This is a genomic window from Photobacterium sp. R1, from assembly GCF_054600795.1.
Window position 1 is genome coordinate 76773 of the sequence record NZ_BAAHZP010000003.1, and the last position, 24128, is coordinate 100900.

Annotated in this window: 15 protein-coding genes; 9 read left to right on the forward strand and 6 right to left on the reverse strand. The window is 49.7% G+C overall.

Going from position 1 to position 24128, the window contains the following annotated elements:
- Positions 1–296 precede the first annotated feature (296 nt).
- Positions 297–2300: a replication initiator protein RctB domain-containing protein gene (locus ACYP03_RS06155; RefSeq protein WP_248143032.1), complete on the reverse strand. Its 2004-nt coding sequence runs from the start codon at positions 2298–2300 to the stop codon at positions 297–299.
- A 1300-nt stretch (positions 2301–3600) separates the two neighbouring features.
- On the opposite strand from ACYP03_RS06155, the gene ACYP03_RS06160 reads away from it, so the two are divergent.
- The 5 genes from ACYP03_RS06160 to ACYP03_RS06180 all read left to right on the forward strand — a co-directional run bounded on the left by ACYP03_RS06160 (position 3601) and on the right by ACYP03_RS06180 (position 10629).
- A complete protein-coding gene (locus ACYP03_RS06160; RefSeq protein ID WP_248143034.1) occupies positions 3601–4818 on the forward strand; it encodes an AAA family ATPase in 1218 nt (405 codons plus the stop codon).
- 3 nt (positions 4819–4821) lie between these two features.
- A complete protein-coding gene (locus ACYP03_RS06165) occupies positions 4822–5799 on the forward strand; it encodes a ParB/RepB/Spo0J family partition protein (protein WP_459778883.1) in 978 nt (325 codons plus the stop codon).
- Positions 5800–5909: 110 nt separating this feature from the next.
- Positions 5910–8003 carry a tRNA(Met) cytidine acetyltransferase TmcA gene (locus ACYP03_RS06170; RefSeq protein ID WP_459778884.1) on the forward strand — a complete coding sequence of 698 codons (2094 nt, stop codon included), beginning with the start codon at positions 5910–5912 and terminating at the stop codon, positions 8001–8003.
- A gap of 308 nt (positions 8004–8311) precedes the next feature.
- A complete protein-coding gene (locus ACYP03_RS06175) occupies positions 8312–8719 on the forward strand; it encodes a hypothetical protein (RefSeq protein WP_248143038.1) in 408 nt (135 codons plus the stop codon).
- 233 nt (positions 8720–8952) lie between these two features.
- Positions 8953–10629 (forward strand): DUF342 domain-containing protein, encoded by a 1677-nt coding sequence (locus tag ACYP03_RS06180; RefSeq protein WP_459778885.1) that lies wholly within the window; start codon positions 8953–8955, stop codon positions 10627–10629.
- Positions 10630–10722: 93 nt separating this feature from the next.
- On the opposite strand, the gene ACYP03_RS06185 is transcribed toward ACYP03_RS06180, so the two are convergent.
- Entirely contained in the window at positions 10723–12018 is a 1296-nt protein-coding gene (locus ACYP03_RS06185) for a sigma-54-dependent transcriptional regulator (protein WP_459778886.1), read from the reverse strand.
- Positions 12015–13832: a sensor histidine kinase gene (locus ACYP03_RS06190; RefSeq protein WP_459778887.1), complete on the reverse strand. Its 1818-nt coding sequence runs from the start codon at positions 13830–13832 to the stop codon at positions 12015–12017. Before ACYP03_RS06190 ends, ACYP03_RS06185 begins: the two co-directional genes overlap by 4 nt.
- A 243-nt stretch (positions 13833–14075) precedes the next feature.
- On the opposite strand from ACYP03_RS06190, the gene pdxH reads away from it, so the two are divergent.
- Complete coding sequence (pdxH, locus tag ACYP03_RS06195; protein WP_248143042.1) at positions 14076–14711, forward strand: pyridoxamine 5'-phosphate oxidase; 636 nt, start codon at positions 14076–14078, stop codon at positions 14709–14711.
- A gap of 36 nt (positions 14712–14747) precedes the next feature.
- Here the strand turns inward: pdxH and ACYP03_RS06200 are convergent, their stop codons facing one another.
- The 3 genes from ACYP03_RS06200 to ACYP03_RS06210 all read right to left on the reverse strand — a co-directional run bounded on the left by ACYP03_RS06200 (position 14748) and on the right by ACYP03_RS06210 (position 18216).
- The gene (locus tag ACYP03_RS06200) at positions 14748–15425 is read right to left on the reverse strand and encodes a helix-turn-helix transcriptional regulator (protein WP_248143362.1); all 678 of its coding nucleotides are present in this window, start codon (positions 15423–15425) and stop codon (positions 14748–14750) included.
- A gap of 558 nt (positions 15426–15983) precedes the next feature.
- Positions 15984–17174, reverse strand: coding sequence for a putative manganese transporter (locus ACYP03_RS06205; RefSeq protein ID WP_459778888.1), 1191 nt, complete (start codon positions 17172–17174; stop codon positions 15984–15986).
- Between the two features lie 85 nt (positions 17175–17259).
- On the reverse strand, positions 17260–18216 hold the full coding sequence (locus ACYP03_RS06210; RefSeq protein ID WP_459778889.1) for an AEC family transporter: 957 nt from the start codon (positions 18214–18216) through the stop codon (positions 17260–17262).
- 739 nt (positions 18217–18955) lie between these two features.
- Here ACYP03_RS06210 and ACYP03_RS06215 point away from each other — a divergent pair.
- The 3 genes from ACYP03_RS06215 (at position 18956) to ACYP03_RS06225 (ending at position 23946) form a co-directional block, all read left to right on the forward strand.
- Entirely contained in the window at positions 18956–19741 is a 786-nt protein-coding gene (locus tag ACYP03_RS06215; RefSeq protein WP_330960853.1) for an AraC family transcriptional regulator, read from the forward strand.
- A gap of 363 nt (positions 19742–20104) precedes the next feature.
- Positions 20105–23215: a bifunctional proline dehydrogenase/L-glutamate gamma-semialdehyde dehydrogenase PutA gene (putA, locus tag ACYP03_RS06220; RefSeq protein WP_459778890.1), complete on the forward strand. Its 3111-nt coding sequence runs from the start codon at positions 20105–20107 to the stop codon at positions 23213–23215.
- A gap of 29 nt (positions 23216–23244) precedes the next feature.
- Positions 23245–23946 carry an aldehyde dehydrogenase family protein gene (locus tag ACYP03_RS06225; protein WP_459778891.1) on the forward strand — a complete coding sequence of 234 codons (702 nt, stop codon included), beginning with the start codon at positions 23245–23247 and terminating at the stop codon, positions 23944–23946.
- Positions 23947–24128: the final 182 nt, after the last annotated feature.

Genomic DNA, 24128 nt, shown 5'->3' on the forward strand with positions numbered 1-24128 from the left:
CTGATACAGGCTGGCGAAGAACTGGCAGTATCCAAAAGAGCGCAGGATGACGCCTTCAGGGCACAGCAAAAAACAGGCAAAAAAAAAAGCGAGCCGGGACGGGCTCGCAACAAACTCACATATTGCATTTTCGAGAGACTCACAAGATAACTGACCCGCCATCCTTGCCAGGTGTTACCTTTCTCATCGAAAGGGACAAAGGTTATATCGAGGTTTATTTTGGCTTTTTTTCTGTTCCTAATGTCATCGCAATGTCAAAACTCTTTGATTTGACGGAAAATCTTTGATGTTTCTTCCTATCTGCCGTTCGCAATATCATCCAGTGCCGTCAGGACCTGATCATTGATGTGCCCCTCATGCACCAACTTGCACACTTTGCGCCGCACAGCCAGCCCTGAAATCAGTCGTTCAATCGACAGATGTCGCTCATCATGTTGATTGTTAAACAACTCGACCATTTTACTCAGCGTCTCATAAGCCACGACTTCGCTGCCCACACGCAACCAGTCCAGCTTATCCAGATAGCCCTGACATTCTTCCGTGATCACGCTGGCCGCATGTCCAGACATGGCAGAAAGCGCCGTGATACTGCGTTGCAGGGCCTCCTGAGAGGTATATTTTGACAGGACAATGGTCAGCTCATCGGCATTAATCTCAACCAGATGCTTTCTGAGCTTCACACGACGCCCCAAACGGCCCTTCGGGCGCCCTTCCTTGCGTTGTATCGGCTCGAACTCACCGTCAATGATAGAAGACAGCTGTTCGAGCTCCTGACGCGGCAGGATTTCGTTTCGCAGCGGGTTGGGCATCGTGGGTGCCAGCGAGCGTTTGCCTTCGTTGTGCATCTTCGCACGAGAGAAACGAATGACCTCTTCGGCATCACACTTGATCTCAATCTGATAGTCCTGATAACGGGATGCTTTCCCTTCTGCCGGACTGATGGTCAGGTGATAGCCCCACAGGTTCACCGCAAACAACGACTCAGTCACCTTCCCTTCCGCGAGCTTTTTCAGTTCACGGATCAAATCAGTCGAAAAACGACGCCATTCGATGTTACGGGCCAGCTTCTGATTCAGTTCACTCAGCAGCATGCTGTCGTGCCCGCGCCGGGTCATCCGGCTCCGGAAGAAGGTATACAGCTGGAAGATCAACGTATGCTGACGGAGGATCTCCGGCGGGAACAGGAAGAAATAATCGCGTGTCAGCAGTTCTTCAAAAAACGAGGGTTCCCACACCAGAATATACAGATTCGGCTTGATCCGGATTTCACCGTCTTCGCCTTCCTGCGGTGCTTCTTCAGACGCGGTGATGGTACGGGCCAGAAAACGGAAGCGATCACTTTTGAAACCTTCCGGCATATTTTCACTCAGCCAGCGCCCTGTCAGCTCATGCAGCTGAAAGTCCGTAAACTCGATCCGGTCGATACTTTCACGGATTGAATCCCGGGCCGGACCGCTGTCCTTCTTCCCGCGCAGCGCGAGAATATCGGTGATATAGATGGGCGTTTTATTGCTCATGTGCCGCGATTGCAGCTCATATTCCGGCAAATGATGATCATGGTACTGCACGGTCAGAGTGAACAGGGCAAACAGGGTCATCATGTCGTCTACCGTCATGATCGCCTTCGAGGATCGTGTCTCAATAATCGCCCGGGTGCCGGAAATCGCAACCATCGATTTCTGATAGCTTTTCTTGGTTCGCGGCGGCGCCAGTGCCTGATCAATGATCCCGGCCCAGCTGGTCGGAGATACAACAATTTGATCGGCTTCATCCGGCATCATGGGTGGGGTTCCCAGTCCATGCTCATTGAGCAGTCGTTTATTCACGACATTCTGTGCCAGGGCCTTTGAGCGCTTCTGCTTTTCTTTTTCCTTGCTCTGATCTGACTGTAAACCGGCAGTGCCCAGCTGAGAAATCAGCAACGCCGGATTGATGAAGTGGTGCAGCATGGTTTTTCCGGCCAGCCCTTCCTCAAACCGCACAGGCTGCTGAATAAACAGTCCAATACTGACGGCAGCCCGCAGACGTTGCTGTATCGCGGCACGTGTTAACTGACCTTCTGTCGCTTCAACCAGTTCCGTTGTCGACACCATGCCGTCCTGGCTTGAAAGGCCTCGCAGGGAAATCAGATTCAGCAATTCAATGATGCTTTTCGTCACACCTTTAAAATGCTGATATTGAGGCAGCCAGTCGATCAACGCCTGAGGAATTGAAAATAAATGCCCGTCCTTGTGGGATCGAGGTGCGGAGATCAGGATCTTTTCGTCGTATTTCTCATCACGTGTCGCGGAGGACTTCATCTGTCAAAGGCCGTAAATTGATCATCTTTCCGGAAAGAATAATAAAAAAATACTAAGAATGAAAGCTTTTTTTACAGTGGCTTTTTAATCATGATCTTTTTGATTTGAATGATCTATCTGATGAACTGATCTTATGATCCGGGCGAAAAAGTTAAGCTAAGCCCATGATAATTAAAAGCTAAATTTATCAGCGTACTGGAAGTATGATCAATGATGTTTCGGATCGGTGATCAACATCGTTCGGCAAGCATGATCATACTGTTTCTGGATTCATGATCAACAAGGATTTGAAAGCATGATCATTATTGTGACAGAAACATGATCAATGAATTTTTACAGGTTATCCACAGGGTTGTTCAGGGCGTTTTGATTTTCCCTGTACGGTTCAGGCTGAAAAAGCATCAGGATGGGGAAATGGATGTGTTTTTACAGTCAGAACGATGATCAAGTGAGTGCTATTTTGACTCTCTGGCGACCGTTTCATTGTATCCGCCGCTCCCGCTGATGTTTTTTTCGTCATTTTCAAAATGACACTGCCCGTAATTGCAGCGAGGTTTTATATGTGTCCGGTAAAGGAAAGATGATCAAGACAGGAACCGTGTCATTTCAATTGCCACCTATAGAGCCAAGGAGCCTGGATTTCTTCTCTTTCAGTCTGTTTTCTTTACTCTGGATTCAAGTACATCAAGCACTGACCGTAATTTAGTGGCTGATAAGGATGCTTCCGGTGGGATCCGAAACCAGACGAATGACAGGATCAAACCTTGATCATTGATCCGATCTTGTCTTTGTAATTTCAGCTGTTTTTTCGCTGAAGTCCTGCACAAATATTCCCTTGATCATCGTTTCGTTTTCCCTCGATCTGTTCCGAAGCATGATCAAGGTAAATAGCGAATGGATGTTGGAGGGGACCGGATTGGGGTCTGCAGACGATTGCTAGGGCACCTTCAGTACGGCTGTTGTTGCCTTTCATGCTGAAATCGGTAAGCGATTTTAGTTGAAACGACAATGCTCGTACTTTAGCCGTGATTGATCAGGCTTCCAGAGAATCAGGCTAAAATTGCTTTACATTGTAAATTTGTGACACTGTGACATTTTAAATTTCAGGCTGTTGAGTCACCTGCTTCACATAAAGTTTAGGCTTATTTTGTATCGTTTTTGTCGAAAAATACGCCTTTTATCAAGTTTGACATAAATTTGACTTGAGGTGTTTGTCACAGTTATACGTTCAGCTTTTTGTTGTTTTTGTATATTTATGTTGTACAATTTTGCCAAACACACTGTAGGGTGAAAGAACAACATGAATCGGTTAGAAACAATTGAAAACTTGCTCAATATTGCAGAGCAGACCAAACAGGTCCAGGCGGACCGAATTGAGATTGTGTTGGAAGAACGCAGGGATGATCATTTCCCATCCATGTCGAAAGCTTTGATGGAAACCCGTTCCGGTCTGACCCGTCGTAAACTGGATGAAGCGATTGCCCGGATGGAAGAAGCCGGTCATCAGTTCACGAAAAATAATGCCAATCATTACTCGATCACCCTGAGTGAAGCGCACATGCTGATGGATGCCGCTGAGCGTCCGGCTTTCCATGAACGGCAGAATGGCAAACGTAAGCCCTGGGTTGTGAACGTGCAAAACCAGAAAGGCGGAACCGGTAAATCGATGACCGCAGTTCACCTGGCGGCCTGTTTGGCGCTAGATCTGGAAAAGCGTTACCGTATCTGCCTGATTGACCTGGATCCCCAAGGCTCTCTCCGTTTATTTCTGAACCCGCAAATCAGCATCGGTGATCAGGAAAATATTTACTCGGCAGTGGATGTGATGCTGGGGAATATTCCGGAAGAGCTGGCAACAGATAAAACCTTTCTGATGAATAACGTGGTGATGCCGACTCAGTATCCGAATCTGAAAACGATTGCCGCTTTTCCTGAAGATGCGATGTTCAATGCTGATGCGTGGCAGGATCTGGCGGTAAATCAGAATCTGGATATTGTCCGCCTGCTGAAAGAGCGTGTGATTGATCAGATCGAGGATGAATTCGACATCATTATGATTGATACCGGCCCGCACATCGATCCTTTGGTCTGGAACGCGATGTATGCATCCAATGCTTTGCTGATCCCTTGTGCGGCGAAGCGTCTGGACTGGGCATCTACGGTGAATTTCTTCCAGCATCTGCCTACGGTGTACGAAATGTTCCCGGAAGACTGGCACGGACTGGAGTTTATTCGCCTGGTCCCGACCATGTTTGAAGATGACAATAAAAAACAGGTTTCTGTTCTGACTGAAATGAACTATCTGCTTCAGGAGCAGGTGATGATGGCCACTGTGCCTCGCAGCCGTGCTTTTGAGACTTGCGCGGATACTTACAGTACCGTCTTCGATCTGACAACGTCAGATTTTGAAGGGGGTAAGAAAACCTTATCAACTGCCCAGGACGCGGTTCAGCGGGTTGGCCTTGAGCTGGAACGTGTCATGCACAGTCACTGGGCGAATTTGAACCAGGAGAAATAACAGGTGGCAATAAAAACGAATGATCTGAATGCCCGTCTGTTCGGTAAAGCCGATAAACGGCGCGCGACGACTGTTGCCGAAGTACAAAGTGCGGTCAAAGATAAAGCGGCTGTGATTGAGCTTGCCGTTGCGGGTGAAACGACGGTTGCTTTTGAGCTGGTCAAAGTCATTGCGGATGAAATTGGCACAAAAACTCAGGTATTTGCTCAGAATGCCCGTGAGCAGGCATTTCTCAATGAACATGCGTTGGCCGATATTCTGACGACCCTGAAAGATCGTGGCCAGCAGTATCCGGCGGTCGGACGCTGGATGGATGACGGCCGGATCGAAGTTCTGGATGGCAGCCGTCGCCGCATGGCGTGTTTGCTGGCGAAACAGGATTTTCTGATTTACGTTGCCAAGGGAATCAATAGCCACCACGCGAAATTCCTGTCTGATGTTGCAAACGCGCACAAGCCTTTGTCTCTGTATGAGCGGGGAAAAGAAATGCAGGCGCTGCTGGCTGGCGGTAAAGTGGCTGATCAGAAAGCCTTGGCCCGGTACTGTCAGTGCAGTGAAGCGCTGGTGAGTGGTGCGCTGAAAGCAGCCAGTCTGCCGATGGAACTCTTGATGGCTTATCCTAGTGTCGGGGAGCTTGGCCGCCCGACGATTGTCAAGCTGCACAAGCTCTATTCCTCGATGGATGATGAACAGCAGAAATCCTTTGTTGCCGCATTGTCTCAGCAGGAGCAGCCGGTATGGCAAAGCGTCGATGCCCAGGGAATTACCCGGATCACTCGCGAAGTGACCAGCCATATCGAGCAGTTGAGTGAGCAGGTACGTCCGAAAGCGCCGGTCGACAGTAAGCCACAGACAGTTGAGCTGGTTCGGGGCCTGGCGACTTATGTCCGTGATGGCGACAAACTTCAGCTGAAATTGAGTCAGCTTTCCGACCAGCAGGCAGATGAGATTCTTGCCTATCTGGCCGATTATCTGAAATAACATTTCAGGTGAATCATCTCAGCCACGTCAGACGACGTGGCTTTTTTTATTCCTCTTGATAGTATACAGGCCTGTTTCCCCATCTGTTTTCTGTGACTTCAGAGGCCTGTATGTCTGAACTGTCCCATTTTTTTTCTGCGCTTGCCCATCGTGCGCAAGCGAGCCGGCACCGAGATTTCGTATGTATTGAGAGTGATCAATCATGGGGAATTGAGGCCGCTCAATCGGCATTGCCTCTGTATTCCTCTTGCTTATGGCTCGGCGAACATGCGCCCGATGGCGTCCATGCACTTTTGCCCGGTCAGGCAAAATCCTGGCTGGGTCAGGATTGTGACTGCCTGGTCGTCGATTTGCATTGCGGATTCGATGTTGAAGCCCTCGCGGCGCTTGCGGGAACCATTCGCGGAGGCGGTCTGATGATTCTGCTGTTGCCGCGAGTACGCGCTGAGATCTGGCAAACGCCTTTTATGCAGCGCTTCCTGACCCGGTTACAAGCCCCTGAGGTGTTGTTCCTGACCCGGCAAAGTGATGGACAAATCATGATTCCTGCATTGCCAAATGATGCGATTGTCCCGGTGACGCAACCTGTGCGTCCTTACGGATGTCTCAGTGAGGAGCAGGTTACGGCTGTTGAGGCTGTGCGTCGAGTGGTGACCGGTCATCGCCGCCGCCCTTTGGTGATCACAGCAGACCGGGGACGGGGAAAATCTTCTGCCCTTGGTATAGCCGCTGCCACACTGATGCAGGAGAAAGCAAGGCAGATTGTGGTGACCGCGCCGCGTCAGCGACATTGCCAGACCTTGTTTCATCATGCCGCACGAGTTTTAGGAGCTTCCGGTTTTCCCGGCTATCAGCTGGCCAGCGAACACAGCACACTCAGTTTCTGGGCGCCAGATCGTTTACTGGAAGCACTGCCTGAGACGGATTTGCTGATTGTTGATGAAGCGGCAGCAATACCGGCGCCTTTGCTTCAGAAGATGTTGGCGTCTTACTCCCGAGTGGTGTTTGCCTCCACCGTCCATGGTTATGAAGGCACCGGACGTGGTTTCGCCATTAAGTTCAAAGCCGCTTTGGATGTGATGACGCCGAACTGGCGTGCGGTGTCAATGAATCATCCCATTCGCTGGGCTGAGAATGATCCCTTAGAACAATGGCTTTTTCAGACCCTGTTGCTGGATGCCGAACCATCCGCCGTTGCTCTGCCTTTGCAAAGCGAGACACTTGAATATCGTCAGGTCTCACCGCAGTGGTTACTGGCACGGCCGGACAGGTTATCCAGTTTATTCGGGCTGTTGATTCACGCGCATTATCAGACGTCTCCGGCGGATCTCAGACAACTGTTAGATGATGAAACGGTGTCTGTTTTTGTGGCCTTACAGCAGGACACGATTTGTGGTTGTGCCCTGGTTTCCCGGGAAGGCGGTTTTTCAGCGGAGCTGGCTGAAGCCGTTTGTCAGGGAAAGCGGCGTCCCAAAGGACATTTACTCGCTCAGTCAGTTGCGGCCCATCTTGGGCTGGCCGAGGCTGCCAGTCAGCATTGCGGGCGAGTCTTAAGAATTGCGGTTCATGACGATGCCCGTCAACTTGGTGTCGGTTCGGCTTTACTGGCATGTATTTACGATTGGGCGCGGCAACAAAAGCTGGACTATTTAGGGACCAGTTTTGCGGCCAGTGGAGAGCTGTTGCCATTTTGGCAAAAAGCCGGTTATCTGCCTGTTCGTTTGGGCGTTGCGAAAGATGCAGCGAGCGGCTGTCATTCGTTATTGAGTGTTCGCCCGCTTTCTGTGCAAACGACACATTGGTTTGAAACGGCACAAGTTTCGTTTTCCCTGAATTTTATGGCGCAGGCTTGTGAACAGTTTCAGTCGCTTGAAAGTGACGTGTTCATCCCCTTGTATCTCCATGCATTACGATTGTCATCAATCCCTGAACTCCTTGAAACAACAGAGCAGCAGTTACGAAATTTTTCTCAGGGTGGGCTCGGTTACGATTTGATCATTGGCCAACTGTCTCTATGGCTGCAACATCAGATGAAATCGGGTCGGTCGGAGAATAAGCACGGCCTCGAAGTGATGGTGGCGAAAATCATTCAGCGTCAATCCTGGTCATCGGTTCAGCAACAATTTAGCCTCAGTGGTCGTAAACAGGCTGAGCTGTTTCTGCGTGATTTTGTCGCCAAGACCCTCACATTACCCGCCGCTTAAGTGTTATTTACACTGTAAATTGCTCATCGGTCAGATTTACAGTGTAAATTTTCATATTTGATTCTTACCTTCATTCAACGCGTTGAGATTGGACGATTCGTTCCCTTTCTTTTCAGATGCTGCAAGGTAAGCGAATACTTACCCAAGTCAGTGGTCATGCTAAAAAAAGTACAAGGTACTACCACAAGAACAGCAAAACTAGACTAGAGTTATTTTACCTGATCGTAAGATTTGTACTGAAACTGAGCGGAACAGGCAAAACGTCTGGAAGCACAAAATAATAATCAGGAAGCGTTAAGGGGTGGGATATGAGTTTTGTAAAGGTAGAGAGCAAGGCAATGCGAACCTTGATTGAGCCGGGAGTGCGTTCAATTAAACCCAATATGACGTTCAGCCTTGTGTCCGGCGGCTTTGCCGCGCGCTTACTGAAGAAAGCTAACAGCAGTGTGGGCTCATTGTCTTCAAATGAATGTAATAATTTGGGATTGAAAGTCCGGCTGAACAAATTAAGCAAGAATTGCATCTATTTTATCGCGATGGTGCCACTGGATTTATCGGCCTCTTACCAGCTTCAGGTTCAGGGACTGAGACTCTTGGAAGGGTACCTGACTGCAGAATCCTCTGGGGATAATGACGTTCATTTGCCTTGCATTTACCAGTTCCATCCGGATGAATGGCTGACGGATGATGATTTGAACTGGCTGATTGCCGACTAATTGACTCACTGAGACACAAACAGGCGAGCGAGCATGGTTTTTCCTGCTCGCTTCTTTGTTATTCTTTTGAACCTGCTCCACGAAGTGTGACTGTCTTCTATGTCTACTCTGTTGAAACTTCTGTAAGATTTTAAAGCGTATTGAGATTAAGCACAGGTTTGTTTTCTTTGAAACTCATGGAGAGCCTATCACCCGATCTTATATCTCAATTGGGAAGGGTACAGGAGGAATCGATGAGGGAAGAGGAGACCGCCATGCTGGAAACACTGCTTACGTTAGAACCGCAAGGCGTCCATCTGAGCTTAATCATGAGCAAACCAGAAGACGGTGATTCGCAGGAAATTGATGTCGATGCGATCGATGCATTTTTGGCTGCGTCACCATTTCATGATTATTTGCGTCTGGATTCAGCAATTCAAGATGCCATTCAATACTGGAATAGCAAGGTCACCTTCGGCGAATCTGTCTTTGTTGTGGCAGAGCGCAAGGATGTTCAGATTGATATATCTCTTTCTGACGATCACATGTGTGCCTTTGTCGCTCTGACAGGTGCATTTGGCGGCGAAAAATTAACGGCTCAGATTCTGATCGAGGCATTGAAAGCTCAGGCCATTGTCCGTGGCGTGAGTAAAAAGCGGCTTCAGTATTTGTTGCAAAAAAGCTGGGAATTAGCGCCTGGTGAAACTTTCTCTTTGAAGGTTGCTGCTGGACGCCCTGCCGTACAGGGTCAGGATACGCAGTTCGAAGCCTTGGTTCCTGATGCGTCTGAACGCATTCTCGCACCTCAGGACAGTGATCACGGGAAAGTGGATATGCGTGACCTGGGGCAACTGATCACGGTCCAGGCTGGTCAGGCGCTGATGCGCCGCTTGCAGCCTACGAATGGTGAATCCGGATATGATGTGCATGGCCGGGTCGTTCATCCGACGCCAGGAAAAGAGATACCTTTCCAGATTGGCGTTGGTACCCGTCTTTCCGATGATGACAGCAACGTGCTTGTAGCCGATAAAGACGGTATGCCACGTCACGGGAAGACCGGGATGGCCGTTGATGACATTCTCACCGTCGATAAAGTTGATGTGACAACCGGACATGTTGATTTCAACGGGGCTGTGCTGGTTTACGGCGATGTCAGTTCTGGTATGAAAATTAAGGCTGCGGGTAATATTACCGTCACAGGTGTTGTGGAACTGGCTGAGCTGGAAGCCGGTGGCGATATTATTGTCGCAGGGGGGGTAATCGGAAGAATGCACGAAGGCAAGCTGGTTTACTGCGGTTTGAAATCGCAGGGAAAAGTGGCGGCCAAATTTGCGCAGTATGCTCAGATTGAATCCGGGGCTGATACAGAATTATACCTTCATCTGGCGCACAGCCTGGTTCATGCGAAGGGAGCTGTCCGGGTCTCGGATGCAGCGCAGCGTCATGGCAGCGTGACTGGTGGTGTGACCATTGCTGATGGCGGTGTTTATGCCCGGGTACTGGGCGCTGAGGCGGGTGTCGAGACTCAAATTCAGTTGATGGGACAGTTCCGGGAGCTGAAAGCTGAAATGGACTCCCTGAAATCGGAAATGAAAGAAGCGGAGGAGCGGATACACCAGTTGGTGGTGCTTCAGATAAAACTTTCAAAACAACCCAGAGACAAACGTTCGCCTGAACTGGTTGAGAAAGTGAATACTGGGAAAGCACATTTTATGTCTAGTCTTGCTGACATGAAAACCCGCCACCAGCAGCTTCGCGAACAGTATGACCTTCAGCTGGCGTCTGCGAGAGTTGAAGTGAGTCATATGATTCATGCCGGCGTCCATGTTCGAATCGAAGAGAAAGAATTCATTGTCGAAGAAGACATGACGGCTTGTTTCATCTGTTGGAAAGATCAGATGATTGTTTGTCAGCCACTGAAGTCTCACTGAGTTGGTTTCTGGGGGATTATTTACAGTGTAAATCTAGTGACCGTCAATGGGGGCTGAAGTATTTACACTGTAAATTTTGTCAGAGGATTGCTCTCAGAGAGAGTCTTTAAAATCTTCCTTATCTAATCCGTGCTTTTTCATTTTGTCATACAGCGTTTTTCTTGCTAATCCCAACTCGGCCTGCACATCCTTCAAGCGGCCGTGATGGCGGCGAAGCGCATCACTCAATAATGTGAATTCAAACTGATGTACTTTCTCAGCCAGAGTGGGCTGAGGACTGTCCATATTCAGAGGCTGTTGTTGATTAAATTGATCCCCTAGCAGCACTAAACGTTCGGCCAGATTTCTTAACTCACGGACGTTGCCGGGCCAGTGATGAGCGAGTAGCTTTTCCTTTTGTGCTGTACTCAGAACCGGGGCTTCAATGTTGTAGCGTGAAGCAACCGTGCGAATAAAGTTTTGAAAGAGCAATTCGATATCTTCTTGACGTGCCCGAAGGGGCGGCAAAACAAGAATGCAGTCCCGAATGATTTGATACAGTTCTTCGGTAAATTGGTTTTGCCCGGTCAGTTGCTTCAGGTCTGACTCACTGCTGGCAATCAGTCTGATCCGGTGAGCTGGTTCGGTTTGTATCGATTGTGTCTGCAGAGCCGTGACCAACAGTTGTTGTGCCGGGAGCGGCAGCTGGTCAATGTTTTCCAGATACAAACTACTGCCTGAAGCGGATTGCCATTTCCCGCCCTGACAAGTGAGTTCATCTTCAAATTGTTGCGCTGTGAGATCCTGACATTGCAAGGTGATCATAGGCCGATGCTGACGCGGGCTGTGATCGTGCAGAAACTGAGCCATCATCCGTTTTCCTGTCCCGGATTCTCCCAGCAGTAATACACTTTGAGTGTGATCTTTCAGCTGGTATAACCGTCGTCTGAGTTGCTTCATCGCGAGGTTGTTGCCCAAGATACGAGGGCCCGGACTGCTTTGAGATTCCAGCTCCCGCTTCAATTCCCTGTTCTCAAGGATCAGTTCCCGCTTGTCGCATGCACGTTTCACGACATCAAGCAGATGCTCGGTGGAAAAGGGTTTTTCCAGAAAATCGTACGCGCCTATTCTCATGGCATCCACAGCCGTAGAGATATCACCATGGCCGGTCAGCATAATTACGGGAAGCTCGTCATCAATACTGAGTGCCTGTTTGAGAAAAGTCATGCCATCCATACCCGGCATATTGATATCGGAGATGATGACGCCCGGGAACTGGTTGTCAAAGGCGCTGAGCGCTTGTCGGGCACTGGCAAACAACTGAACCTGATAATCTTCAAGTTCCAGGGTTTGTCCCAGTGAATCACGGACTGACTTTTCATCATCAATGAAGATGACTGGTGGTTTCATTCTTGTTCCTCTTTGCCCAATGGCAGACTGATTCGGAATTCAGCGCCCCCGCCTTCATGATCATGCACCGTCAGGCTCCCTGAAAATAAATCAAGAATACGCCGGCAGATGGTCAGGCCAAGTCCCAGACCGTCCTGCTTGGTGCTGAAAAACGGGGTAAAAATTCTTTGCTTTTGGGTGTTATCTAATCCGGGGCCATTATCCCAGATTGAAATGATCACACGCTGACGACCGGCCTGAACACTGATACCAATTATCTTGTCATGGGCGGCATCTTGCGCCTGAATGGCATTCTGGATCAGGTTAATGATGATCTGTTCAAACTGGACCGCATCAATCTTTACCCGAACCTCTTCGTGAAGACTGAGCATCAGTTTGACCTGATGTTTGGTCAGGGAAGCTTGCATCAGCTGAATGGCATTTCGGATTGAACCTGTGACATCCACAAAGCTTTCCTGCGGTGTCCCTTTGCGGGCAAAAACTTTGAATCGGGCAATGATATCTGCGATTCGCTGATTCAGATCATTTAGTTGTTCCAGGTTACTGGCGACGGCTTCATAGCGTTCTTTGTGCAGCAGCTTGAGGCTGTTTTCGCAATAGGCGCGCATCGCAGCCAAAGGCTGATTGATTTCGTGATTAATACTGGCAGACAGTTCGCCCAGCATAGCCAGTTTCGCGGTCTGGATCAGCTCTGTCCGGGTTTCTTTTAATTCAGCCTGGGTCAGTTCATATTGCTCAATGGCATGCCAGAGTTGTCTGTTCGCCTGATGCAGGTGTTCCGTTCGGTCAGCAACCTGCTTTTCAAGGGTGTCATTTAATTTAGCCAGTGCTTCTTTGGCACTGAACGTCTGCCACCAGTAGATCAGTACCAGAACCAGCAGGATATAAAAAGCGACAAAGAGCAAAACACTTTCAAACACCTCACTGAGGATCTGATAGGTTGGCATGAAGCCGTAGATGACCCATCCAGCTGTATTCATCTCATGATGGGCGTACAGAAACGACTGACGTTTTTTCTGTTGTGGTAACAGAATCATGGCTTGACGACTGGCGTTGAGCTCGTTCAGGCTTGTGATTGCCGTCAGAGCAGTCAGCGGCGGATCGCCATATTGACGGCTCTCCAGCACACTTTGCTGCTGGGCATCAGTCAAGGGAACCAGGCTGTGATAAATCCAGCTGTCGATGGAGCTGTAAAACACCACACCGAAGGGATCGCTGATCACATACTCCAGCTCCTGGTACTGCCAGATTTCATCAACCAGATCCAAATCGATTTTTATCACGATCACGCCTTGAACATGCTGGTCGTGACCGTAAACCGGAGCGGAAAAGAAGTAGCCGCGTTTCCCGGAACTGATACCTAAAGCAAAGAACTGCCCTGGGTGGCCTTTCATGGCGTCTTTGAAATAAGGGCGATAGGCATAGTTGGAGCCGACAAAACTGTCGCCGGCCTGCCAGTTACTTGCAGCCAGTGTATCTCCGGTTGCATTCAACAGGTAAATCGTGTCGGCAAGCAGGGTCTTGCTCCAGTAGGCTAGCAGCAGGTTGGTCTGCAACAATTTCGCCTGACGCTCTGTCTTCGGGGCTGCCTCGGCCATCAAAGAGTCCAGGAGCCTTGGATCATGGGCGAGCAGTTGTGGCAGCTGCTGGTAACGTTTCAGACGTTGATCGAGCTTTTCCCCCAGAGAGGAGATGTCATATTTGATCTGCCTGGATTTTTCATCAATAAAGTGCTGCTGCGTGATCAGGCCAATCATGATGGACAGGATTATTCCCAGTCCGGTCAGCAGTACGAGTGTTGTTTTTTTTGGCAAAGCGGCAGACCTGTCTCAGTGCATAGTGAAGAGGACAAATTATCACTTTTTTTCAGATGCCTCTAAAGCTTGTGTCCTTCAGATTGATCCCGATCTTTGTCTGTGCAGTTTATGGCAGGAAAAGGCAGCGACTTTGCAGGAGATGCTTGTTTTTCAAGAGGCGACATTGGACAATTCAGGGCAAGACTTATCCCTGCTCAGTGGCGCATTTCAGCACCCGGCAGAAAGAAAACGGAGAATACAATGGAGCTGTCTGATATTCGTCGCGAGTACACCAAAGGTGGTTTGCGCCGCCGAGATTTACCTGAGCAGCCGCTGGATTTGTTTAAGCACTGGTTGCAGCAGGCGATTGATGCCGGATTGACGGATCCGACTGCTATGACTGTCGCAACTGTTGATGCCACAGGTCAGCCATATCAGCGGATTGTCTTGCTGAAGCATTTTGATTCGCAGGGCTTTGTGTTCTACACCAATCTGGGCAGCCGCAAAGCCGCTCAACTTGCGGATAACAGTAAAATCAGTCTGCATTTTCCATGGCACCCGATTGAACGTCAGGTACATATCACAGGTGAAGCGGAAAAGCTGTCAACGATGGAAGTGATGAGATATTTTGCTTCCCGTCCGAAAGAAAGCCAGATTGCAGCCTGGGCCAGTAAACAAAGTGCCAGACTGACGGCTCGTCAGGCTCTGGAAGGGAAGTTCATGGAACTGAAAAAGAAATTTTCCGCAGGTGAAGTTCCGTTTCCGACGTTCTGGGGTGGGTACCGGGTGAAAGTTAAATCAATGGAATTCTGGCAAGGCGGTGAACATCGCTTACATGACCGCTTTCTGTATGAAAGAGAAGGTGAAGCGTGGCACATTGACCGCCTGGCACCCTGAACATCAAAAAGGCCACCTGAGCGGTGGCCTTTTATTTTACTCTTTCAGGATAATCGAGAGCTGACTGGTCAGCATGCTTTCGGGGATATGTGAACCAAATCCAAGATCGAGCGCTACATCCAGCAATTCGTTTTTAGAGTTGGCATTAAACTTTTCGCGAAGTTTGATCACATAGTTTTCAACTGTTTTCACTGAAACGTTGAGCACTTTAGCGATGTATTGTGGTTTTTTACCATATAACAACAGGAACAGTACTTCAGATTCGCGTGTATTCAGTTGCACCTTTTGACGATGAAGATCCAGGTTGAAGGAGGTTTGCTGATTGTTGTTCAGTCCGGCGGCCCGGCAGATCCAATGCCCGACTTCCAGAATGGCCGTATCTTTCAGTTCAATACCGGAAAAAATAGTGCCAACCACTTCGTTTTCTTCATTTCGCCACGGCATTTTCGTGAACATATGCGCACGCCAGTTTCCATCTGAATAGGGATGGATATCCAGTACGCGCATACGTTGTTCACTCACAATAACCTGATGGTCTTGGTCCCTGAATGTTTCGGCGCATTCGATTGTCGGACTGGGCATGTCAAAGTCAGTCCGACCGACACAGTCCAGGTGATGGTTGACACCAATGATTTTTCCATATTCCTCATTGGCATAAACAAAAACCGAATCTTTATCTTTACAACCCCAACATCCAGGAAGCTGATTAAACATATGCAATAAATTGGGATCGAGTGTGTCTTTCACGCTTTAGCCAGATTTTATTATTTTGATGGGCGGGTTAGCTCTGAGTTTAATAGATGTGCGGAATGTTACAATACACGCTTGCTGAAAACTTAGACATTATTGAAATAAATTAGAAAAAAAAGCCGGCCAAACTGGCCGGCAAAGACAAGAGTTTGACTCCTAAGAGTACAATCCTGTACGACGTGTAGAAGAGGTATCCAATCAAGTTCATGACTTTGATATGAGGGTAAATATCAAAGCAACCTCATTGGCATGTATCCAGATTCGGATACTGCAGTCAGTGAAAGAGAGGGTTTCTATCACTGCCTACAGATGCAACTATAGTGAATGACGCTCATTAGGTTAAGGGGGGAAATCACCTATTGACAATACTCTGAAAGTATGATTTGCAATTGATAGTAATTCTCAATATGCGATTAAGTGCTATTAAACTCTGAGAGTGGGTGTCTAAGATATTAAAAAATCGACCTCAGGTCGATTTTTTTTGCATATTTATTTTGACGATAATCCAGAACGACGAGTGCATCATTCAAAATGCCAGTAAAAACCATAAGAAATCAGAAGTGCGGGGATACCGGAGTAGACTGTCGCCAGCAAGGCCGCTTTTGGCGCCAGCGCAATAGCCGGAAAGAGTGCGTCACCATCGTTGCTGATCGCGTTACCCAGCTGTGCAGACAGGGGGATCGCGCCCTGAATATACAGTGAGGTCACCAGAATTTGCGGTCCACAACCTGGAATGAGACCGATCATGACACCCAGCAGGGGCATGACGGGCGACCAGGTCGTGAAAATGGTGGCTAAATCCCATCCCGTTATTCGCATCACGATTTCAAAACACAAAAATGCCCCGATGACCCAAGTTGTGACGAAATTGGTATCTTGCGCAACCCGCTGGAAGAGTTTGGCTGTGGCCGGTTTTGGATCTTCGGAGACGGCGTCCTGATAATTTTTGATGTCCCTGCTCAGTGACCAGAGCACCATAGCGGTCAAGGCAAAAATGGCCCCTAGCGTTGACGTGGATCCCTGAGGAAAATGGAAAACCGTATCAAGATCGATCTGGAATGAGCCGGAGACGGCAACGAAAGCGCTTGGAAGCAGCAGCCATTGCCAGAAATAGCCTTGCCAGCGAAGGGAAGTACTTTGAGTATCTGACTGGGGATGGTGATGCTCTGGAGCCGACATTTCACTTTGAACCGGTTGCATAAATGTACCGCCGTGCAGGGTATCGACCAGCCAGCCTGAAATCATTCCGACGCTCAGTCCGACGCCAACGGTGAATAATCCGGTGAGCGGTTTGGCTGCCAGTAACAGAAAAGCAGCATCACCCATGGTCGCGGTCAGTACCGCCACGACAGAACCAAAGCTGAGCCGGCCCCGGACAAACTGGGTCATAACGATAATTGCTCCGCCGCAGCCGGGTAAGGCGCCCATGAAGGCCGCAAAGATGACCTGAAATCGCTGGCTTCTCTGAAGATACGCGCTGAGCTTGGTGCTGTGGCTCATTCTGGCTGAGACTGCATGATAAACGGTCAATGTTGCGGCGACATACGCAGCTACTTGCCAGAAAGCATCCGCAAGAACGGTGACGGTCATTTCTCTGGTTGCTGGGCTGACCAGCATCGCAAACAGAAAAACCGGAAAAAGAAACCGCTTGTTGGTCAATCGCCAGCGTTGTCTTGTTTCCCGGAGCTGCAAAGATTTTATCTGGGATACCATGGGCACTCTCTACTCATAAATAAGAACTATCCTCATTTAATATTAATTGAGAGTGGTTATCAATTGTATTTGTGGCGCTGGATGCTCAGATGATATTCAGTGTCTTTAAAAGAGTCAGCCCCAGACTGCAAGTGAACATCGAGCCTACTGTCGTCATGGCAATGATATTTGCGGCTAGATTGGCATTTGCGCCCATTGCTCTTGCCATGACATAGCTTGCAGCCGCTGTTGGCGCGGCACTCATCAGAAAAATGATCCCTAATTCGTTGCCGCGATAACCGTATATATAGCCGGCAAGCGTGATCAATCCCGGAGCGATGATCAAGCGTGCGATCGATGAAAGATTGGCATGGGATGATTCCTGTTTCAGCTGACGCAGATCCAGGCTGGCTCCGGTACAAAGCAATGCCAGTGGTAAGGTCATGTCAGCAAAGTATCGGCCCGATTGCATCAGAACTTCAGGGAGCCGGATTTCAAGGACAGTGAATGGCAGGGCACTGCAAATGCCGATGATCAAGGGGTTCTTCAGAATCGCTTTGAAGACGTAACGATGATCAAGGGAAGCGGAGGCTGCGCTGGAGCGACTGAGCGTGATCACGGCCATAATGTTGTACAGTACAGTGATCACAGCAACATAGAGTGCTCCCACAGCGATACCGGCATCACCGTAAGCATTGGCAACATAAGCCAGCCCAATAATGCCGGTGTTCGCCCGAAATGCGCCCTGGACAACAACACCACGTTCATTCGGATCCTTGATCATTTTTCCGGCCAGCGCTTCAAACAACAGAAAAATAATAACATTTGCGAGTGCGGCAAACAGATAAAGGGATCCATTGCCCAGCCGGTGAATGTCGGTATTGATCAGATTCAGAAAGAGAAGCGTGGGTAAAGTGACCGTGAATACCAGTTTTGATCCGCTTTGTATAAAGGCTTCATTGATAATTCCCCAGTGTTTCAGGGCGATACCAAGCGCCAGCATCAAAAAAATCGGGCCGGTGACCGTAAAAGAGAAAGAAAACTGTGTCAGAAACTCACCCATTGCATTTCCTTATCTCAATAGGTCTGGGAGGCGGCTGAAGTTCAGCGAATATTACCGATCCTGTTTTACCACAACGCCTGCAAAGTGGCAGTAACCAACCGATTTATTTGTCAATTTCGATGTTTTACCCGTGGCGGGCAGTCTTTGGTCTCTCTCAACCGGAAGATATCCGGCCAAATGCCATGCAACACATGATTTTTACTCTGGAAAAATGATCAAGCTGGGATAATTAACGGGCTGTGTCATTTGGACTGGAAAGATGATCAAGCAGGATCATTATTGCAGGATCTGGTGTGAGCCAGGCGGCGTCTCAGTAAGTGACAGAACAATGATCAAGGGAAGATCAAACGGCTTTTGGATCTTCCGGGAGCGTTGACAGGGATAACGCTCAACATGAACGGAACAATGATCAAGACAAATTGATTTAAATTATTGATTTATCATTTGTTGCATCCGGGGTGATTCCCGGATGGATCTTTTCAGTTGATTGCCAATGCGGCTGACTGAAAATTCATCGGGATAAAATTGAAATGACACTGCCCGTAAAAAGTTGAGTCTTGATCACGCTTCCGAAGCCTCGTGATCGCTTTTTCCGGGGGGTACAGGAAAGATGATCAAGGTTGAACTGATGCGAGCGAATAATTGAGACGTCTCTTTTCTTTGCTGATGCTTATCTATTATCATTCTGCATCCATTTCGCCTGATACAGGGCGACGTTTGAATAACGCAGGAAGAACAGATGAAGGATATGTCCCCTCTGTCAGGGTTCAAACCTGCGGAGATCATGAAACTGCCGGAGCATATGGATCACCACAATCATGGTTACAACCAGGTGGTGATTGCACTGGCAGGACAGACTGAATTTGATATTGAAGGATGCGGCAGTCTGGTGTGTCCCGGCCAGGGATGTCTGGTGACGGCGGATTCAGAGCACGGTTTTTCCGGCATTGGTCATAATGAGATTTTGGTACTGAACGTGCCGGTTACGGAAACTGCACCTGACTATCCGGTCGAGCGTATGCACAGGCTGTTTGATCAGTCTTCGTATTTTCATCTGGATAATCAGGCGCAAACCCTGATTCGTGCACTGACGGCCGAAATGCAGGCCAATCCGGATGACTGGCTGCTCAGTAAAGCCTGCACAGATACATTAATGTGCGTCTTACAGCGACACTTTAAACCCCTGGCGTCTGAGCGGTATCTGCCAAGGTTAAATATGGATGCCATCGATCACTACATTCAGCAGCATCTGTCCCGTAAGATCACGGTGGCGCAGCTGGCCGGACTGGTGTTTCTTGGAGAGAGCCAGTTCCACGTGGTGTTTAAAGAGCAAACCGGGATGACGCCGCACCAGTATGTGCTGCTGAAGCGTCTGGAGTTTGCACGCCAGCTGATGGAAGAGCCGAGGCTGAGTCTGGCGCAAATCGCACAGTCATCCGGTTTTGCCAGCCAGAGTAACTTTACACAGGCGTTCTCCCGTCACTTTGGGGTCTCACCAGCCAAATTTCGCCGTCAATGGATCTGACGGCCGCCAGCCCTGACTTTCTTTATTCTCCCAAAGCATAAACCGATTCGCTTTTATATTTCTCTGCCGCTATTTCTGCTGCTTTTCTCACAGGTCACTTTTCACTGAATTATCTTTTCAGGCACCCGGGTTGCTGTTTCTTACAGCAATTAAAAGTGAAAACAGCATTTTTTGCTAATTACTTGGGTCTAATTTTGTTATAAAGCGGACTTTTTCGACAAATGATCGGAGTTTTTGGTAAGACTCTGCGACAGGTACAAAATAAAATCCCCCGTTAAAGTAACACTGGTGTAACATTTATCCTGAATCACATGTCAAACTGTGTTGATGGTTATTCAGGTCCACTATATTGAGGGAATGACTATGTTCAATGCGGCAGATGCCTTTCAGCCATCTTTTATTGAGCAACCTTTAGATGCACTATGGCAGCAGATCTCACCGCTTTATTCGGTTGATGAATCTGCCTGGCTGGAACAACTGTTGCCTCTGGCTGAGCCTTCTGAACAAGAGCGTCAGTACACCACGGATAAGGCCACCAGCCTGATCGAACAGGTGCGTGCTGATCGCAGTGCAATCCAGATGATTGATGCCCTGTTGCTGGAATACAGCCTGGACACAAAAGAAGGCATTTTGCTGATGTGTCTGGCCGAAGCCCTGTTGCGGATTCCTGACGCAGCGACAGCAGATGCGCTGATCCGCGATAAGCTGAGCGTTGCGGACTGGAAGACTCACCTGAAAAACTCCGATTCCCTGTTTGTGAATGCATCCACCTGGGGTCTGATGCTGACCGGTAAAGTGATCAGCATGGACGCCAAGCAAGATGGCAGCCCTGCACGTGTGATCAACCGCCTGACGAATAAAATGTCTGAGCCAGTGATCCGTAAAGCAATGCATCAGGCCATGAAAATCATGGGCCACCAGTTCGTGCTGGGCCGTACCATTGGCGAAGCCATGAAAAATGGTCAGTCGAAGCGCGATAAAGGGTTCACCTATTCGTTCGATATGCTGGGTGAAGCGGCACTGACGCAGGACGATGCCAAGAAATACTTCAACGATTACATTGAAGCGATTGAAGCCGTTGGCCTGAACAACAAAAAGCATTCCAATTCACCTTGCCCGACCGTCTCGATCAAACTGTCTGCATTGCACCCGCGTTACGATGTTTCTAACGAAGACCGTGTCCTGACAGAAATGTTTGACACCGTGCTGGAACTGCTCAAACGCGCCCGCGAACTGAACGTTGGCATCACGATCGATGCGGAAGAAGCCGATCGTCTGGAACTGTCTCTGAAACTGTTTGAAAAACTGTACCGTTCAGAAGAAGTGAAAGGCTGGGGCCGTTTTGGTCTGGTCGTTCAGGCATACTCCAAGCGTGCACTGCCTGTTCTGGCCTGGCTGGCAGCACTGAGTAAAGAACAGGGGGATGTGATCCCGCTGCGTCTGGTAAAAGGTGCGTACTGGGACAGCGAACTGAAACTGTGTCAGCAAAGCGGTTACCAGGGTTATCCGGTATATACCCGCAAGGAAGCGACAGATACGTCTTATCTGGCTTGTGCGCGCTTCCTGTTGTCGCCACACATTCGTGGCCTGATCTTCCCGCAGTTTGCAAGCCACAACGCTCACACGGTGACTGCAATTCTGGCAATGGCCAAGCACCGTGACTTTGAATTCCAGCGCCTGCACGGCATGGGTGATGCGCTGTATAACCACGTGATGGCGCTCTATGGCGTGAACGTCCGTATTTATGCGCCGGTCGGCAGCCACAAAGATCTGCTGCCGTATCTGGTTCGCCGTCTGCTGGAAAATGGTGCGAACAGCTCTTTCGTCCACCGTCTGGTTGATGCCCGTTGTCCGATTTCGGATCTGGTTCAGCATCCGGTCGATATGCTGCGTTCGCGTCCGACGCTGCATAACCATCTGATCCCGTTGCCAAACGATATCTTTGGTGCTGATCGCAAGAACTCTGCCGGTATCAATATTGATATCGCTTCTGAGTGGCAGCCATTCCGTGAATCCGTTGAAGCTTATGCGGAGCACCACTGGACTGCTGGCGCGATTGTGAACGGCGAAGTGCAGAGCGGTGACATTTACAAAGTGACTGCACCTTATGACCGTCGTGAATCGGTCGGTGAGGTTGCCTTTGCCAGCAGCGAGCTGGTGGCGAAAGCAATTGATGTTGCTGCTGAAGCTTTCCCGGCATGGTCGGCGACCCCGGCTGCTGAGCGCGGTGCCTGCCTGCAGCGTCTGGCGGATCTGCTGGAAGCCAATACCGGTGAGCTGGTTGCGTTGTGTCATCGTGAAGCCGGTAAAACAATTCAGGACAGTATTGACGAGATCCGTGAAGCGGTGGACTTCCTGCGCTTCTATTCGTATCAGGCTGCCACTGAATTTGCGGCAGGGAAACCTGTGGTGGGCTTTGACGGACAGGAACGCACACTGACCTATCAGGGACGTGGCGTCTTCGCCTGTATCAGCCCATGGAACTTCCCGTTGGCCATTTTCCTCGGTCAGGTGTCTGCGGCACTGGCGGCAGGGAACACTGTGGTCTGTAAACCGGCAGAGCAAACGTCTCTGATTGCATTCCGTGCTATTCAGATGATGCTGGAAGCCGGTGTTCCGGCGGGTGCGATTCAGTTTGTTCCGGGTCGCGGTGCAGAAGTGGGTTCAGTGCTGACTTCAGATGCCCGAATCGCCGGTGTTGCCTTTACCGGTTCAACAGAGACTGCACAGCGCATCAACCGCACATTGGCGGCGCGTGATTGCGATCCGGTGCCGTTTATCGCAGAAACCGGCGGCCAGAACGCCATGATCGTCGACAGTACCGCGCTGCCGGAGCAGGTCGTCCGTGATGTTGTTCGCTCTGCCTTTGCATCTGCCGGACAGCGTTGTTCAGCGCTGCGCGTTCTGTTTGTGCAGGAAGATGTTGCAGACCGCGTGGTCGGCCTGATCAAAGGAGCGATGGCGGAACTGAAGGTTGGCCGTCCTGAGCTGCACAGCACAGATGTTGGTCCGGTCATTGACGCAACTGCGAAACAGAAGCTGCTGACGCACATTGGCGCCCTGAAGAACCAGGCCAAAATGGTTGCGCAGGCATCGGCCAGCGCGGATTGCGCCCATGGTGACTTCGTACTGCCGACAGCGTTTGAAATTCGCGGTATCAATGTGCTGCAAAACGAGAACTTTGGTCCGATTCTGCATATCGTGCGCTTCAAGGCCAGTGAGCTGGATCAGGTGATTGATCAGATCAACCAGACCGGCTTTGGCCTGACGATGGGTGTTCACAGCCGTAACGAGCGTACTTACAGCCATATTGAGCGTCGTGCCCGTGTCGGTAACTGCTATATCAACCGTGATCAGGTGGGTGCTGTGGTCGGTGTTCAGCCGTTCGGTGGACAGGGACTGTCTGGTACAGGCCCGAAAGCAGGTGGTCCGCACTACCTGTATCGTTTCACAAAAGATGTGTTCACTGCGTAATGGCTGCCGGAATTGGGAAGGAATTAAAGATGACAACAAGTATTCAAGCACTGGTCGATCAGAGCAATGCAGCCTGGGAAAACTGGAATAACCTGGGTTTTGAAAAACGGATCACTCAGCTGACTCAGTGGAGCAGCAAGCTGGAATCTGACGTAGCGGCCATGGTGGCATTTCAGTGCCGGAACGCCAATGCACATGTTGCTGAAACGGAACTGATGCCAGGACCCACGGGTGAAACCAATGAACTGTACTGTGCTGGCCGCGGCATTTTTGTGGTCACTGCTGATGCAGATACACCTTTGGTTGCGGTTGCCGGTCAGCTGACGGCAGCGCTGGTGACCGGGAATACCGTGTTGCTGTGCCTGCCGGAAGGCTTTGCGAAATCAGCGCAACAAATGGTGTCTGAACTGGAGCAGGCTGAACTGCCGAAGGGCGTTGTGCTGCCGGTCAGTGCCGACAAACTTGATGACATTGTACGCCATACCGCTGTTGCCGGTGTGGTTTATGCAGGAAAACGCGAGGCAGCGCTGTCGCTGTCCCGTGATTTGGCAGCCCGAGACGGGCTGCTGGGTCAGCTGATTGCTGAGTCTGACTTCGAGTCTTACCCGGTGATTGGCAGCCCGACTTATTCGCTGCGTTTTGTGACAGAAAGAACGCGAACCATCAATATCACGGCAGTTGGCGGTAACGCGACACTGCTGGAGTTGGGGAGCGGCGAAGAAGTACATTAAGTCGCTGAATACTGTTACCTGTAACTCGTGACCTAGACCGCGGGTCGGTTGACCGGCGGTTTTTTTAAACAGGATAAGGGTTTGCTGGCACACGGCAAATCTGAAGGTACGTTGTACGTGGTGGAGCAGTGGGCAGACGACCAAAAGGCTGAAAAGGATCAGCACCATTCAATAAGCTCCTG

What these genes read in the sequence shown, in the direction of transcription:
- ACYP03_RS06155 (WP_248143032.1), bottom strand. Translation starts at nt 2,300, where the DNA reads ATGAAGTCCTCCGCGACACGTGATGAGAAATACGACGAAAAGATCCTG.
- ACYP03_RS06160 (WP_248143034.1), top strand. Translation starts at nt 3,601, where the DNA reads ATGAATCGGTTAGAAACAATTGAAAACTTGCTCAATATTGCAGAGCAG.
- ACYP03_RS06170 (WP_459778884.1), top strand. Translation starts at nt 5,910, where the DNA reads ATGTCTGAACTGTCCCATTTTTTTTCTGCGCTTGCCCATCGTGCGCAA.
- ACYP03_RS06175 (WP_248143038.1), top strand. Translation starts at nt 8,312, where the DNA reads ATGAGTTTTGTAAAGGTAGAGAGCAAGGCAATGCGAACCTTGATTGAG.
- ACYP03_RS06180 (WP_459778885.1), top strand. Translation starts at nt 8,953, where the DNA reads ATGAGGGAAGAGGAGACCGCCATGCTGGAAACACTGCTTACGTTAGAA.
- ACYP03_RS06185 (WP_459778886.1), bottom strand. Translation starts at nt 12,018, where the DNA reads ATGAAACCACCAGTCATCTTCATTGATGATGAAAAGTCAGTCCGTGAT.
- pdxH (WP_248143042.1), top strand. Translation starts at nt 14,076, where the DNA reads ATGGAGCTGTCTGATATTCGTCGCGAGTACACCAAAGGTGGTTTGCGC.
- ACYP03_RS06200 (WP_248143362.1), bottom strand. Translation starts at nt 15,425, where the DNA reads ATGTTTAATCAGCTTCCTGGATGTTGGGGTTGTAAAGATAAAGATTCG.
- ACYP03_RS06205 (WP_459778888.1), bottom strand. Translation starts at nt 17,174, where the DNA reads ATGGTATCCCAGATAAAATCTTTGCAGCTCCGGGAAACAAGACAACGC.
- ACYP03_RS06210 (WP_459778889.1), bottom strand. Translation starts at nt 18,216, where the DNA reads ATGGGTGAGTTTCTGACACAGTTTTCTTTCTCTTTTACGGTCACCGGC.
- ACYP03_RS06215 (WP_330960853.1), top strand. Translation starts at nt 18,956, where the DNA reads ATGAAGGATATGTCCCCTCTGTCAGGGTTCAAACCTGCGGAGATCATG.
- putA (WP_459778890.1), top strand. Translation starts at nt 20,105, where the DNA reads ATGTTCAATGCGGCAGATGCCTTTCAGCCATCTTTTATTGAGCAACCT.
- ACYP03_RS06225 (WP_459778891.1), top strand. Translation starts at nt 23,245, where the DNA reads ATGACAACAAGTATTCAAGCACTGGTCGATCAGAGCAATGCAGCCTGG.